The sequence below is a fragment of the Dyadobacter bucti genome (assembly GCF_005869225.1).
GTDB classification, from domain to species: Bacteria; Bacteroidota; Bacteroidia; order Cytophagales; family Spirosomataceae; genus Dyadobacter; species Dyadobacter bucti.
Genome location: NZ_SWFP01000002.1, coordinates 56,855 through 70,358, shown reverse-complemented (window position 1 = coordinate 70,358; position 13,504 = coordinate 56,855). Strand labels below are relative to the sequence as shown.

Sequence of the window (13,504 nt, the reverse complement as noted above, 5' to 3'; positions counted from 1 at the left end):
AAAAATAAAATTAATGAACTGTTTCCCTCAAATTAAATGCTTCTGAAATCAATTCGAATGATCTGATGCGATCTTCTGCGCTGTCGGCCATGGTGGATATGATGATCTCATCCACTTCAAATTCATTTGCGAGGTCGGTGAGTTGCTTTTTCACGTCTTCCTTGGTGCCCGACACGATCCTGCCGCTGTTGTAGCGAAGGCGTTCCAGCTCGCCCGGTGTGAAACGGTAGTTCATAACCGTCTGGCGATCCGGAAACGGCCCGAATTTTCCTTTTTCGAATTCGATCAGGATGTAATCCATTGTTTTTCTCAGTTCCAAAGCCTTTTCTTCGGTTTCGCCGCAGAGGACAAAGACGGATAAAAGTGCGTGCGGGGCCGGGTACTGTTCCGAGGGACGGAAATTCCTGCGGTACGTTTCAACCACATCAGGTCTTACAAAGCCGTTGATAAACTTAGCAACGGCAAGTCCGAGACCAAACCTGGCCGCAATATTGCTGCTTCCGCCGCTGGAACTTAGTATCCATTGCATAGGTATTGTCGTGGATTGCGGTGTCGCATAAATAAAGCCGCGTTCTGTACCGGCTGTGTCATTAAAGAAATGCTGTAAATGCTCCAGTTGACGGAGGTAGCTGCTTTCGCTGAAATCATTGGAAGGGTTCAGGAGCGACGATGTAAGCCTGTCGGTGCCTGGTGCGCGGCCCATGCCCAGGTCTATCCGGCCCGGAAAAAGGGTTTCGAGCATGCGAAAGTTTTCCGCAACTTTCAGGGCGCTGTGATTGGGGAGCATGATACCGCCCGAGCCAATACGGATATGGTTGGTGGCGTCGGCCAGTTTCACCATCAGAACTTCCGGTGTTGACCCGGCTATAAAGGTAGAGTTATGGTGTTCGGAAACCCAGAACCTGCTGTAACCCAGTTCCTCTGCAAGCTGGGCCGTGGCCACCGTTTCCAGAATCGCTTCCTGAACAGTTGCGCCTTGTCTTACAACCGATTGGTCTAATACTCCTAATTTGATGTTATCCATTACGAAAAATGTATTTTCAGGACAACAAGCGGGGAGGGGTTTGTGTTTCCCGGGTATGGCTAAAGTGTACTTTCCTCCGGGATAGCGAATGTGTTTTGAGGTAAAAGAGTGGGACTATAATTGTCTCTGCCAGTATGTGGACCTGCCGAAAAGGGGGATCCCGACATAGCTTCTGATTTCCAGAACGTCTTCTTTGGTTCTCATAAAGCAGCTGTAGGTTTTGCCGCTTTTGCGGTCATACATTTTCCCATCATCCCAGATACCGTCTTCGTATGTAAAGCTCATGAGTATCTCCATATTTTCCTGGCTTCTTTCCTGCAGTTTCAGGTCGTGGTTATTGCTGTCCCGGCGGGCTGTCTTGCCGTCCGGCTCGTAGAGATCGATGCTCCATACCAGCTTGCCAAAGTATTGGGCACCTTTTTTAAAAATTTCAATTCTGGTATTATTTTCCTCATTGGACCATGTTCCCAGAATTTTATCTGCTGCTATGTTTTGCGACAGACAGACGGCATAGAGAAGTGTTAAAAGTATGGTAAAAGTAATTCGCTGCATTGCTTATGATATGGGTAAAATACTTATCGTTGAGTATGTTCCTCTTTAAAATGTTCTATTTGAAAATATAGTTGCAATTGTACTGAAATTCACATCGGGCTCTCGTTTTGCGCAATTTGAACAGTGAAAGAAGTTAATTAACAATGTTAAATTTTATAACATTGACAAAACTGAGCTAATCAATGATTTTACTACGATCGGAAGTAGACGCTGTCTTCTTAATTTTCTATTTTGAGCATATAATTAGTGAGACAATATACGACTCTTATTCGAAGAAAAATAAATGAATTTTTTCAAGATATTAAAAACCCGACCTTCAGCTCCGAACTTGCTGCCTTGTCATGTGACGGCTTTGATTTATTTGTGCCACGGAATTATATTATTCCTGGATCGGGAAGTGAACGAAAATATGGATGAAGGATTTGCCTTCGATTATCGATAGTTTTGTAAACTTCGAACTCAGGAAATTTTTAGACATTGAAATTACACAAAGGACTTGTAGAGGCGGTGGTGGAGTCGCTGCAAAATGTATTCCAGAAAAACCGGCAAGCCGACAAGGTTGTGGAGCTGGTATTGAAATCCAATAAAAAGTGGGGCGCCCGCGATCGTGCATTTATAGCTGAAAATACATACGAAATGGTGCGCTGGTGGCGCCTGGTCAAATATGTGGGAGAGCTCGGTGCAGCAGGTGAAGCTGCGCATTTCTGGAAGCTTTTTGGAGCCTGGCAGATTATTAAACCGGTTCACCTTGGCGGCGGCGGCGAAGAAACATTACCGGCTTGGACAGAATTTGCAGAAATTGAGCCAAGCCGCGTCTTGGAACGTTATAAAGAGGCAATGTCTTTCCCTAAAATTGCGCAGTCAATTCCCGATTGGATCGACGATCTGGGGCACAGCGAGCTAGGGGACAAATGGGATGAAGAAGTAGCGGCGCTCAATAAGCAGGCACCTCTTGTTTTGCGTGTCAATACCCTGAAAAGTAATGTGGGTGCTGTCAGAGAGCTATTTGGGCATGAAAATACCGAACTTGTGTCGGATGTGCCCAATGCACTCGTACTCAAAAAAAGACAGAATGTTTTCGGGCAGGAATCTTTCAAAGAGGGATTTTTTGAGGTCCAGGATGCGGGATCCCAATTGATCGCGCCATTTCTGGATGTGCAGCCCGGGCTGAGCGTTATCGACGCTTGTGCCGGCGCTGGTGGAAAAACGCTGCATATTGCTGCTTTGCTTCAAAATCAGGGTTCAATCCTTTCTATGGACATTGATTATCACAAGTTATCCGAGCTCGAAAAACGAGCCAAACGGAATGGTGTGGAGAATCTTGAAACGATGCTGATCACATCAGATGACATCATCACAAGCCTCGCAGGCACAGCCGACAGGCTACTTTTGGACGCCCCCTGCTCCGGATTAGGGGTTTTGAGAAGGAATCCGGATACAAAATGGAAGCTGAAACCGCAGTTTCTCGACAATATCCGCAACGTTCAATGGCATATTCTGAGCACGTATAGCAACATGGTAAAGAGAGGGGGGAAAATGGTGTATGCGACATGCAGTGTGCTTCCGTCGGAATCCGAAGATCAGGTGAAAAGGTTTGCGAAGCAGCATAAAAAGGATTGGAAGTTCGTGTCCGAGCATCGCACTTCGGTTGCAGGCGATGGGTTCGACGGCTTTTACATGGCCTTGTTGGAAAGAAAATAGTGAAAAAGTATCGCCGGGGTGTGAATGGGTATGATTTTTTAGCTGTTTGTATCTGATCAAACATACTGAGTATGCTGTACCAAACCATCATCTACGAACTAAGTTTCAGCGAGTTTCCGGGCGATAAGCCACTAGCTACCAGCTATCCCGAACTTGATGGGCTGGCACCCTTAAACCCGAAATCCCATGTTCCCGGCACGGATTCGCCGGGAGTTGGCACCGGTTCCGGAATGAATGCCGACAAAGCGGAACAGGATGATAATTCCGATAAAGAATCGGATAAAGAGGAATAGTATTTTTACCTACTGTCTTCCCGACCCAAAATACATCAATGCGTTAAGTATCAGTTGATTTTGGGCTTCATTGTCGAATGAAAAAGACAGTTCCTTATTGATTTTGTTCTCATAATCGATATCGTTATGCCCCATGTTGAGATACATCATTTTGTATTTGGCGTGGGTCCACACCACCGGATAATATCCGCTATGCCATATCTCATGCTGTTTGGGGCCGGTCCCGAGGGGGAAACTGGCCAGATCTATCGATAACAGGATACGGATATCCGGATTTGCTTTCAGATCCTTTTCCCACCTGTACCATTCATTTGGCGACGCTTTAAATGTTGCCGGAAGGTTTTTTGTTAGCGGACTGGATGGGTCTTCTACTTTCAAAATGGCCGATGTGGGCCGCCAGGTATTGCTTTTATATTGGCCGGATCCCAGGAATTCGTCGTGATACCAGTTCCAGTTTTGCGGGTAGGCGGAGGGAGTGAGCGCAAATGCAGCAAAATGGAAACCGATCCACCCACCTCCATCCTCCATATACTTCTGAAATGCTGTACGTTGTCCGGGTGTTTCTGGCCGGGTATCGAGGAAAAGCACCACCTGATATTTCGAAAGGAACTCCGCGTTCAGATTGTCCCAGTTACTGGTTGAGTCGTAAGTGAAGTGGTATTTTCTCGCCATTTCGGGAAAATGTCTGTTTGCTTCATTTACAAAGCTGATGTGCGCTTTGTCATTTTTTCCGGTAAAAAATGCTATTACATTAAACTGACTGTCAGTGTTTTGTGCTTGTAATTCCAGCACAGATAAAAACGGCATCAGGCCGAGCAGAATACCAGCCAATCTCCGTAAGCAAGGATTTTTCATTTTCAGGGAATAATTGATCATTAAGTTACCACGACAGGGCTGGTGCGAACTTTTGTTCCAGTTTACGGTTCGCTCCCGAAATAAGCGGGCGCCCGTGGCCGAAGACCGCTGTTTCAAAGTCATAATCGGCGACCTTTAAAATACTTTTCATGCCTTGTTTCCTGTCTTCATACACAGTACTGTAATCAAGGCCGAGCATATTTGCGCAGATGTCGCCGGCGATCAGGATTTCTTCCTTTTTAACCAAAAGCGATATGTGCCCTTTGGAATGGCCGGGTGTGTGTATGATCTCAATACCGCCGGCAAAGGGGAGAATATCTCCATTTTTCAGCTTTTTATCAACAACGAGGACGTCTGTTTTATTTGGGCTGTTTTTTATGAAAATATGGAAAATAAGCCAGTTGGCCACACCCGGCGACAGTACATGGGGCAGCCTGCCACCAATACCTGCTTCCAGGAGTGTGGCATCTTCCTCATGGGCAAAGACGGGCACGTTCAACGTGTTTTTGATGTCCGCTGCGCTGCCGCTATGGTCCGGATGTGCGTGTGTAAGGATGATCCTCCTGATATCTTCCGGCTTTTTTTTGCCCTCTCTGATGGCTGAGAATATCTTCTCTTTGCTGTTCTGATATCCGGTATCCACCAGTGTCAGGCCCTCTTCATCAGCTATCACAAAGGCATTTACAGCGCCCAGTGATAGCTGGTAAACATGTTTGGATAATTGTTTCATTGGGTAAGGTTTTTGTTCGTAACAATAAAAATAGACAGATCTTTGGTCAGAACATCATTGTTGTACTAAACTTTATCTCAATATTCTCCTAAAATAACCCTGCTACTTAATACCAGCCTAATCAGGACTTTAGGTAAACCAGGTATTTTACGGTTCCAAAGTATAAAAGGATTTACATGGTTTTTGTCAGCGAGTGAGTAATATTACAAACTGAATTTAAGCAAATACACAATATGAATTACCCGCTGATTGCGCAGCAGACGCAGATTACAGAGAAACAGGTCAAAAATACGATCCAGCTTTTTGAGGAAGGGGCGACGCTTCCATTTATTTCCCGCTATCGCAAAGAGGCCACCGGCGGGCTGGATGAGGTACAAATCGGGGCTATTAAAGAAGCCTGGCAGAAACAACAGGAGGTTGAGAAGCGGCGGGAGGCAATACTCAAAAGCATAGAGGACCAGGGAAAGCTTACCCCGGAGCTGAAAAAGCAGATCAATGGCGTGTATTCGCTGGTGGAGCTCGAAGACATTTACTTACCATACAAACAAAAACGTAAAACGCGGGCAAGCATAGCGATTGAACGGGGGCTTGAACCACTGGCTCAGCTGATTTTCGGGGGACGGGAAACAGATCCAGCGGCACGGGCGAAGGCATTTCTTACCGATCAGGTTCCGGCGGTGGATGATGCTTTGCAGGGGGCGCGGGACATTATTGCGGAATGGATCAACGAAAACCAGGACGCGCGTTCCCGGATAAGGAACCTGTTTCAGCGCGGAGGCGTGGTTACAGCTAAGGTAAAGAAAAAGAAAGAGGAGGAAGGCGTTAAATACCGCGATTATTTTGAGTTTTCGGAGCCACTGTCACGAATTCCCTCGCACAGGCTGCTGGCGATACGGCGGGGTGAGGAGGAAGGGGTACTCAGCGTGGATATTTCCCCGGACGAAGATCAGTCGCTTGAAGCACTCGACAGATTGTTTGTGAGAGGATCTTCGGCTAGTAAGGATCAGCTCGAACTGGCTGTTTCCGATAGTTACAAGCGTCTTTTAAAACCTTCTATTGAAACAGAGTTTGCCAATATTTCGAAAGAAAAGGCAGATGTTGCTGCTATTCAGGTGTTTACTGAAAATCTCCGCCAGCTGCTACTTGCCTCGCCTCTGGGGCAAAAGAATGTACTGGCTATTGATCCCGGCTACCGCACCGGCTGTAAAGTAGTGGTGCTCGACAGCCAGGGTAATCTGCTGTCCGACCAGGTGATCTATCCTTTTGATAAAGCTGCAGAGGCGGGACAAACTGTCTCGGCATTGATCCAGAAATGGAAAGTGGAAGCAGTGGCTGTCGGGAATGGAACTGCCGGGAGGGAGACGGAGGATTTTGTGAGGAAGTTGCTGGTGGGTCTGGGGAAAACGGAGGAGGTTGGTTTGTATATGGTCAGCGAGCAGGGGGCATCCATTTATTCGGCTTCGGATGTTGCCCGGGAAGAATTTCCCGACAAGGATGTTACAGTACGCGGTTCGGTGTCGATCGGGCGGAGGCTGATGGATCCGCTTGCCGAGCTTGTGAAAATTGATCCGAAGTCAATAGGAGTAGGGCAGTACCAGCATGATGTAGACCAAACTGCATTGAAGAATGCTTTGGATGTAGTCGTGGAAAGCTGCGTAAATTCCGTAGGCGTAAATCTCAACACGGCAAGTAAGCACTTATTGCGGTATGTATCGGGCCTTGGACCCGCTTTAGCGCAGAATATCGTAGATTTTCGGGCCAAAAACGGAAATTTCAAATCACGCCAGCAACTTTTAAAAGTTCCCCGTCTCGGTGCAAAGGCTTTTGAGCAGGCGGCGGGGTTTTTGAGAATAGAAAATGGTGTTAATCCATTGGATAACAGTGCAGTACATCCGGAAAGGTACGATCTGGTGGAGAAAATGGCGAAAGATGTGGGTACCACGGTGAAGGATCTGGTACAAAAAGGAGAATTACGCAAGCAAGTAAAGCCAGAAAGATACATCAGTGACTCAGTTGGACTGCCTACGCTGATGGATATATTATCGGAGCTGGAAAAGCCGTCGCGCGACCCGAGGGCAGCGGTCAAGAAATTTGAGTTTGACAGTTCGGTCCGTAAACCCGAAGACCTGAAGGTAGGCATGGTGCTGCCCGGGATCGTCACCAACATTACAGCCTTCGGTGCTTTTGTTGATGTCGGTGTGAAGCAGGACGGACTCGTGCACGTATCGCAAATGGCCGACAAGTTTATCCGCGATCCGAATGAGGTGGTTAAGCTTCAGCAGATCGTAAGTGTTAAAGTTACCGAAGTGGATCTTGCCAGAAAGCGGATTGCGCTCAGTATGAAATTATAGAAAACGGCGTGACTTTCCAGGGTATTTAGTCAAACCTGGAAAGTCATTTCTTACAAAACATGCTTGGACTGCTCTTCCAGCATGTTTTTGATTTTACGGCCCACTTTCATCCAGTTTTCCTCCGCTGCAACCACTTTTTCATCACTTTCCAGATTATCCTGCGTGATGGTCAGCGTCGTTTCGTCATCATACTCCGAAACGTGATACGTAACGATGGTGTAATTATCTTCGAAATCCTCAGTTCCGAAAAGCGGACTCCAGAAACTGAAACTCAAAACCCTTTCCGGGATTATTTCAAGGATCGTTCCTTTATCCTGATAAGGTTTACCTTCCCACTCGCCGGTGAAGGTAATCGGGCTACCTACTTTCCATGCGGAGTTCACGATGGTGCCATGCATGTATTGTTTTACCAGATCCGGATCGATCAGCGCTTTCCATACAGCTGACGGACTGGCGTAAATAGAGATGGATGTTGTGGCAATCAGTTCTCGGTTCATAACGGTTTCAGGTTTTCAATTGGATACTCTCATTTTTTGTCCCAAAATCGTGCCATGTCCAATGTATTTTATGTACTGGCCTGATAGTTTACGTATATTCGACAAACATTGTTTTCATTCATGCAGGAATTATATTTTACGCAGGAACTGCCCATATCGCTGGATGAGGCGTGGGAATTCTTTTCCAATCCGGCCAATCTAAAAGAAATAACACCCGCTAAAATGGGATTTGTGGTAACCTCTTCCCACCACGGAGAAAAAATGTATGCGGGCCAGATTATCCGCTACATTGTTCGGCCTCTTTTCGGGATTCCATTAAAGTGGTGCACAGAGATCACACATGTTGCTGACAGACAGTATTTTGTCGATGAGCAGCGGTTTGGGCCATATGCATTTTGGCACCATCAGCACAGATTTACAGAAGTTCCGGGAGGGGTTTTGATGGAGGATATCCTCCATTACAAACTTCCCTTCGGGTTTATTGGTAACATCGTGGATACCCTGCTTGTCAGGAATGAAGTACTCGGGATATTTGCTTACCGGAAAAAGGTACTGGACGAGCGGTTTAAAGCTTAGAAGTTGTACTGTACGCGGCAGGTGAAAATGTCGTCGGCGACGTCTTGCTCAAAGCCGGTGATGGAAGAGGATTCGTTTCTTACAAAATCATAATAGAATGTGAATTTGAGGGAGGAATTGGGGATATAAACGTATCCCATTCCCACGGTGTCATAGCGCAAATCCGCTTTGCTGAAACCGTTTGCGCTGGAAACCTGGCGGCCCGACACGCTGGTATTGGCATCATACCAATCATATTTCATCACAATCTGGTGCTCCTCGCTTCCGAGGTTTTGCAGGAAATAAAAGTATGCGCCATCAAAATTACGGATGTAGAGCGGATCTTTGACGCCATTTGTTACCGGGTAAACACCCGGCGTTTCGCTGGATGCAAATGTCGCAGTTTGTCTTCCACGTATGTATTCCGCCCGGAATTCTGTCTCTCCCTTGCGGTTGGGGATTGAAAACTGTGCATCCGCGCCGGCATAGTTACGTGGGGCGACCTTTCTGAAATTGTTCGCCGACGAGTCGCGTACCATGTAATATTCACCCGACTGTTGCCGTGTTTTGTTCAGTACGGCCGACTGGCTGGTAATTCCGCCCCAGTAACCCGAGACAGCCGCTGAAAACGTTGCTCCGTTGAAACTTTGTATTTTGGTAGGTTTCAGGCTGAGTCGCCCGATCACATCCTTGTGGCTGTCGTAGTCCATTGGCCCTGACATTCCCTGGCCGTTAAAAACACCCAGATCTAGTTTCAGGACTGTAAAGAGCCCGTGATCTTTCCGGCTGCTGACCGTGAGCATTGCCCCGATATCCCGCTCCGTTCTCATAAGGATCTGCGACATTCTGCCACGTTCGGGCGTTTCGCGGTTGGCCGAGGACAGGTTTACCTCATAGCCGAACGGACGTGCAAACATTCCTGTCGTGAGGGCGAACATTTTGTATTTATTCTCATAAAAACGTCCCCAGAAATCGCGGATCGCAACGCCTCTTTCGGTTCCGTCGAACTGGAACACAAAGTAGGAGGTAGGTTCCGAACGTTCATTTAAATGTGCATAGTCAACCCGCAGACGGCCGCGGCGCAGCATGAAGCGGTTGTTGGACATGGGTGAAAAATTGCCTCCACCATAAGTTTCCGCACCTTCTTTGGTAATTAATTGAAACTGAGGCTGGATATACCCGCTGATCCGAACCCGGTTATAGCGTTCATAGATGGATAGCATGCCCTTTCCCATCTGGTTGGTGGTATCCACCAGGTCCATAAGAAAGCGCTGGGCGACCGACTCGCCCGAAAAAATCAGGTTGCAAACAAGTATGAGGCTGAGGAGCCGTAATTTCATTCCGTTGAACAGGTTGGTACAAATGGGGTGCAAAGAACCGCAAATTGACTCACAAACCGAAAAATCCGCGGATAAATTATACTCACTGCCATAGATACATTTGCCGCATTTCCTACTAAATGTATTTTTAGTTCTTTTCGTATGTATTAAATGTCATGGCAGGGCGATATGGAGCCGGTTTTACGGTACTTATGTACAATGTGGAAGGCTACTTAACATAAAAACCATTTAATACTTACCAGGTAGTATTAAATGGTTTGAACTTTCAATTAAGTATGTACTTTTAATTAGTAGGCGGCCGTAAACCGCTTCTTTATGAAGTTCGATTGCTCGATTTCGTCGACAATTGCCACTGCAAGATCTTCGGCGGAAATGATGCTACGACCATTTTCATCGAATACAGGGTTGTCCAGTCCGGTGCGGTAAACACCTTTTTTTATCCCGGAAGTACCCTGGTGCATTTCGATTGCCGGGCTTAAAAATGTCCAGTCGAGATCTTTTTCCTCTTTGAGGATATTCAGGTATTCCCTCGCGGCGTTCGCCCCCGGTTTGTATTCCGCAGGAAAATTCGCGGTGTCGATCAATTGCTGGCCGGGGGCAATTTCGAGGCTTCCGGCACCGCCCAGGATCAGTATTCTTTTTACACCGGATTTTTTTACACCTTCCTGTATCGATTTAGAGCCTGCAAGGTACTCCGCGTAGATATTCGGGTTGGTCCAGCCGGAATTGTATGCGCTGATTACCGCGTCGGTTCCCTCCACCGCAGCGGCTACTTCTTCGGAGTTCAGTACGTCGGCCTTTTTAACCTCCACAAGGTCGCTTTCAGGTGAGAATTTGGCAGGATTACGCACGAGCGCAACGACGTGGTGGCCGCGGGAGATCAATTCATTCAGAATGTGGGAGCCAACAAAGCCTGTTGCTCCGATTAATGCTACTTTCATTTGCGTTTTTTTAAGTGGTTTTGTATTTCTGTAATTTTAAATGTTACAGTTTTAGCTAAAAAAATTAATTGAATTTCTTCGCAAATTCAGCCAGTGATTTCTTTCCAAGGCTGAGAAGCAGTGTTTTTTCCGCTTCTTCGTACAGATTGTCCAGATGCTCGTTGATCTTTTTGCCAACAGGGCAAGCCGGATTGGGCGAATTAATGCCTTTGCCAAGCAAATCCTGCTGTTTTACGGCTTCATAAATCTCCGACATAAAGATCTGGGAGGCTGGTTTGGCGAGGCGGCTGCCACCGGATTTGCCTTCTTTACTCGCAACAAGGCCACGAAGACGAAGATTACCCAGTTCTTTCCGAACCATCACAGGGTTAATGTTGATGCTGCCGGCCAGATATTCAGAAGAAGTCCATTCATCCTCCGAAACGGCCAGCAAGGTCAATATGTGCACCGATATAGCGAAACGTCCGTTGTTCATTCTGTAACATTAATTATTACAGTACAAAGGTGGAATTTTATAGCCGGAAAAGCAATTTTCCGGCTATAAAAAATTGATCAATATCAATATATGTTCGATAATTTATTTATTTCCAGTCACTTGCGGCAGTCAGCAATGCGATTGCCTCGTCGTCCAGCTGCAAATTTGCTGCTTCAACCAAGGCGTTTAATTGTTCAATGCTGGTAGCGCTGGCAATGGGCGCTGCCACACCCGGACGGGCAATAAGCCAGGCAATCGCAACGCTTGCCGGTTTTGTATTGTATCTCTCTGAGACTTTGTCGAGGGCTTCCAGTATTTTATAGCCCCGGTCATTCAGGTATTTTTTCACGTCTCCTCCGCGCGGACTTTTGCTGAGGTCATTTTCGTTTCTGTACTTGCCTGTGAGGAACCCACTGGCTAGTGCATAGTAGTTGATCACACTGAGATTATTGTCCAGCGCTATTTTTTCATATTCCTTTTCAAAACCTTCCCTTTCATACAGGTTGTACTCCGGCTGGAGAGTCTGGTAAGCAGGAAAATTATGCGCCTTGCTGGCTTCAATTGAGGCCAACAGACGTTCCGGGGAGAGATTGCTGGCTCCGATCCAACGTACTTTGCCGGACTTAACGAGTTCCGAATAGGTTTCCAGCGTCTCTTCAACTGGCGTGGTAACGTCGTCCCAGTGGGTCTGATAAAGATCGATGTAATCCGTTTGCAGCCTGCGGAGTGAGTCTTCGACGGCTTTTAATATGTAAGCTTTTGTAAGGTCTTTTTTTCCTTGACCCATATCCGCCCCGACTTTTGTAGCAATGATCACGTCTTTTCGGTTGCTTCTTGACTTGGTCCAGTTGCCGATGATGGTCTCTGATTCACCACCCGTGTTGCCCGGAGCCCATCGCGAATATACATCCGCAGTGTCGATGAGATTGAAACCAGCGGCTGCGAACGCATCGAGTATTTCAAATGATTTTGCCTCATCAATAGTCCAGCCAAAAACATTTCCACCAAGAGTTATGGGTGCAACATATAAATCTGATTTACCTAATTGTCTGTTTTTCATTTAGTTACTTGTTTTGTAAATATTAAATGGTATTAACTTTTAATACTTATTTAAAATATTGTAAATGATTATAAGTATTAAAAGTTTGATATGTTAATAATGTTTTAAAAATATCAAATGAGAGATTAGTTGGATGTGGATAATATGTTGTGATATGGGTGTTTCATTTTCTGCTTTCAGTATTTTACAACATTATACTTCGTATTAAACATATTGAAAGGTAAGTAATGTGTTTATGTTTGATATCAAATTGTATGCTCACAGCTTTTAGTTTGTATTGTATTTTATAAAAGTATATAATGTATAATAAGTCAGTATCTAGTTAATACATATAGAATTTAATAAACATATTGTAAGTATATTATGTATTATTCATTTAATACTTATCAATTGGTATGTTACTATGTAAAATATTAAATGGATTAAAAGGAATAATTCATATCAGCTGGGCGAAAACACTCGGTCGTATTTAAAGTAGGTGCCTTTTTTAATATATTAAAAGTTGTAATAATATTAAAAGTAATGATAGTTTTAAAAGTATTTGAAATGAATAATACTTTTAATTGATTGATAAACTTATTGTTAATTTTAAAAGTATAGATCATTTTATACTATTGGTTTATTTATCACTTTTAAAAAGTATAAATAGGTCGTTACTGTATTTGTCTGTTTTTACTTTTATTACTTTTTAAAAGTGTGTCGACTGCCAGTGAATTGCTGTCATTAACGAAGCAGAGCAGGACAGCAAAGAAAGCGGTATGAATGAGTTGTGACGGAATAGCGCCCCACTCTTCAATCATGGAAGAGCCGAATATCAGCGCAATCATGACAAAACCCCCGGCGATGAGTGCCTGCCTGGTAAATAATCCTATCAGAAGCAGTACGCCGACGAGTAGTTCAGCAAGAGGAAGAAAGTAGCTGAATGGGACAACGATAGCGTCCGGGAGCATGGATTTCTGAAATTGACCAACCATCCAGTTGCTGAATCCGTGGAGTTTGGGCAACCGCACAAAGCCGTGGCCGAACATACTCATGCCTGCGGCCAGGCGCGCTAGGAGAAACGGCCAGTGATATCTGTTTGTCATTTTGATCTGCTGATTGATACATAGAGAGTAACAACCCGTGGCTGT

Annotated in this window: 14 protein-coding genes; 4 read left to right on the top strand and 10 right to left on the bottom strand. The window is 45.5% G+C overall.

From position 1 onward, the window contains the following. Positions 1–10: 10 nt before the first annotated feature. Positions 11–1,024, bottom strand: a complete 1,014-nt coding sequence (locus tag FBF61_RS05630; protein WP_138476232.1) for an LLM class flavin-dependent oxidoreductase — start codon at positions 1,022–1,024, stop codon at positions 11–13. Positions 1,025–1,138: 114 nt separating this feature from the next. Continuing rightward, positions 1,139–1,576 (bottom strand): DUF2147 domain-containing protein, encoded by a 438-nt coding sequence (locus FBF61_RS05625; RefSeq protein WP_138476231.1) that lies wholly within the window; start codon positions 1,574–1,576, stop codon positions 1,139–1,141. Positions 1,577–2,053: 477 nt separating this feature from the next. On the opposite strand from FBF61_RS05625, the gene FBF61_RS05620 reads away from it, so the two are divergent. Continuing rightward, positions 2,054–3,277 (top strand): RsmB/NOP family class I SAM-dependent RNA methyltransferase, encoded by a 1,224-nt coding sequence (locus FBF61_RS05620; RefSeq protein WP_138476230.1) that lies wholly within the window; start codon positions 2,054–2,056, stop codon positions 3,275–3,277. Positions 3,278–3,348: 71 nt separating this feature from the next. Continuing rightward, positions 3,349–3,570: a hypothetical protein gene (locus FBF61_RS05615; RefSeq protein ID WP_138476229.1), complete on the top strand. Its 222-nt coding sequence runs from the start codon at positions 3,349–3,351 to the stop codon at positions 3,568–3,570. A gap of 9 nt (positions 3,571–3,579) precedes the next feature. On the opposite strand, the gene FBF61_RS05610 is transcribed toward FBF61_RS05615, so the two are convergent. Together FBF61_RS05610 and FBF61_RS05605 are read right to left on the bottom strand one after the other, a co-directional pair. After that, positions 3,580–4,377 (bottom strand): ThuA domain-containing protein, encoded by a 798-nt coding sequence (locus FBF61_RS05610; protein WP_138477062.1) that lies wholly within the window; start codon positions 4,375–4,377, stop codon positions 3,580–3,582. Between the two features lie 73 nt (positions 4,378–4,450). Beyond that, positions 4,451–5,155, bottom strand: coding sequence for an MBL fold metallo-hydrolase (locus FBF61_RS05605; RefSeq protein WP_138476228.1), 705 nt, complete (start codon positions 5,153–5,155; stop codon positions 4,451–4,453). Positions 5,156–5,388: 233 nt separating this feature from the next. On the opposite strand from FBF61_RS05605, the gene FBF61_RS05600 reads away from it, so the two are divergent. Continuing rightward, positions 5,389–7,506: a Tex family protein gene (locus FBF61_RS05600; protein WP_138476227.1), complete on the top strand. Its 2,118-nt coding sequence runs from the start codon at positions 5,389–5,391 to the stop codon at positions 7,504–7,506. A 50-nt stretch (positions 7,507–7,556) separates the two neighbouring features. On the opposite strand, the gene FBF61_RS05595 is transcribed toward FBF61_RS05600, so the two are convergent. Beyond that, on the bottom strand, positions 7,557–8,003 hold the full coding sequence (locus FBF61_RS05595; RefSeq protein ID WP_138476226.1) for an SRPBCC family protein: 447 nt from the start codon (positions 8,001–8,003) through the stop codon (positions 7,557–7,559). 120 nt (positions 8,004–8,123) lie between these two features. Between FBF61_RS05595 and FBF61_RS05590 the strand changes: the two genes are divergently transcribed. After that, entirely contained in the window at positions 8,124–8,579 is a 456-nt protein-coding gene (locus FBF61_RS05590; RefSeq protein ID WP_138476225.1) for an SRPBCC family protein, read from the top strand. On the opposite strand, the gene FBF61_RS05585 is transcribed toward FBF61_RS05590, so the two are convergent. From FBF61_RS05585 to FBF61_RS05565, 5 genes are all read right to left on the bottom strand, one after another. Then, the gene (locus tag FBF61_RS05585) at positions 8,576–9,898 is read right to left on the bottom strand and encodes a putative porin (protein WP_229214929.1); all 1,323 of its coding nucleotides are present in this window, start codon (positions 9,896–9,898) and stop codon (positions 8,576–8,578) included. The genes FBF61_RS05590 and FBF61_RS05585 overlap by 4 nt on opposite strands. 287 nt (positions 9,899–10,185) lie before the next feature. Then, on the bottom strand, positions 10,186–10,839 hold the full coding sequence (locus FBF61_RS05580; protein ID WP_138476224.1) for an NAD(P)-dependent oxidoreductase: 654 nt from the start codon (positions 10,837–10,839) through the stop codon (positions 10,186–10,188). Between the two features lie 64 nt (positions 10,840–10,903). After that, entirely contained in the window at positions 10,904–11,314 is a 411-nt protein-coding gene (locus FBF61_RS05575; protein ID WP_138476223.1) for an Rrf2 family transcriptional regulator, read from the bottom strand. A 106-nt stretch (positions 11,315–11,420) separates the two neighbouring features. Then, entirely contained in the window at positions 11,421–12,374 is a 954-nt protein-coding gene (locus FBF61_RS05570) for an aldo/keto reductase (RefSeq protein ID WP_138476222.1), read from the bottom strand. 653 nt (positions 12,375–13,027) lie between these two features. Continuing rightward, on the bottom strand, positions 13,028–13,459 hold the full coding sequence (locus tag FBF61_RS05565; RefSeq protein WP_138476221.1) for a DoxX family membrane protein: 432 nt from the start codon (positions 13,457–13,459) through the stop codon (positions 13,028–13,030). Between the last annotated feature and the right edge of the window lie 45 nt (positions 13,460–13,504).

What these genes read in the sequence shown, in the direction of transcription:
- FBF61_RS05590 (WP_138476225.1), top strand. Translation starts at nt 8,124, where the DNA reads ATGCAGGAATTATATTTTACGCAGGAACTGCCCATATCGCTGGATGAG.
- FBF61_RS05580 (WP_138476224.1), bottom strand. Translation starts at nt 10,839, where the DNA reads ATGAAAGTAGCATTAATCGGAGCAACAGGCTTTGTTGGCTCCCACATT.
- FBF61_RS05610 (WP_138477062.1), bottom strand. Translation starts at nt 4,377, where the DNA reads ATGCCGTTTTTATCTGTGCTGGAATTACAAGCACAAAACACTGACAGT.
- FBF61_RS05585 (WP_229214929.1), bottom strand. Translation starts at nt 9,898, where the DNA reads ATGAAATTACGGCTCCTCAGCCTCATACTTGTTTGCAACCTGATTTTT.
- FBF61_RS05565 (WP_138476221.1), bottom strand. Translation starts at nt 13,459, where the DNA reads ATGACAAACAGATATCACTGGCCGTTTCTCCTAGCGCGCCTGGCCGCA.
- FBF61_RS05600 (WP_138476227.1), top strand. Translation starts at nt 5,389, where the DNA reads ATGAATTACCCGCTGATTGCGCAGCAGACGCAGATTACAGAGAAACAG.
- FBF61_RS05595 (WP_138476226.1), bottom strand. Translation starts at nt 8,003, where the DNA reads ATGAACCGAGAACTGATTGCCACAACATCCATCTCTATTTACGCCAGT.
- FBF61_RS05630 (WP_138476232.1), bottom strand. Translation starts at nt 1,024, where the DNA reads ATGGATAACATCAAATTAGGAGTATTAGACCAATCGGTTGTAAGACAA.
- FBF61_RS05570 (WP_138476222.1), bottom strand. Translation starts at nt 12,374, where the DNA reads ATGAAAAACAGACAATTAGGTAAATCAGATTTATATGTTGCACCCATA.
- FBF61_RS05605 (WP_138476228.1), bottom strand. Translation starts at nt 5,155, where the DNA reads ATGAAACAATTATCCAAACATGTTTACCAGCTATCACTGGGCGCTGTA.
- FBF61_RS05615 (WP_138476229.1), top strand. Translation starts at nt 3,349, where the DNA reads ATGCTGTACCAAACCATCATCTACGAACTAAGTTTCAGCGAGTTTCCG.
- FBF61_RS05575 (WP_138476223.1), bottom strand. Translation starts at nt 11,314, where the DNA reads ATGAACAACGGACGTTTCGCTATATCGGTGCACATATTGACCTTGCTG.
- FBF61_RS05625 (WP_138476231.1), bottom strand. Translation starts at nt 1,576, where the DNA reads ATGCAGCGAATTACTTTTACCATACTTTTAACACTTCTCTATGCCGTC.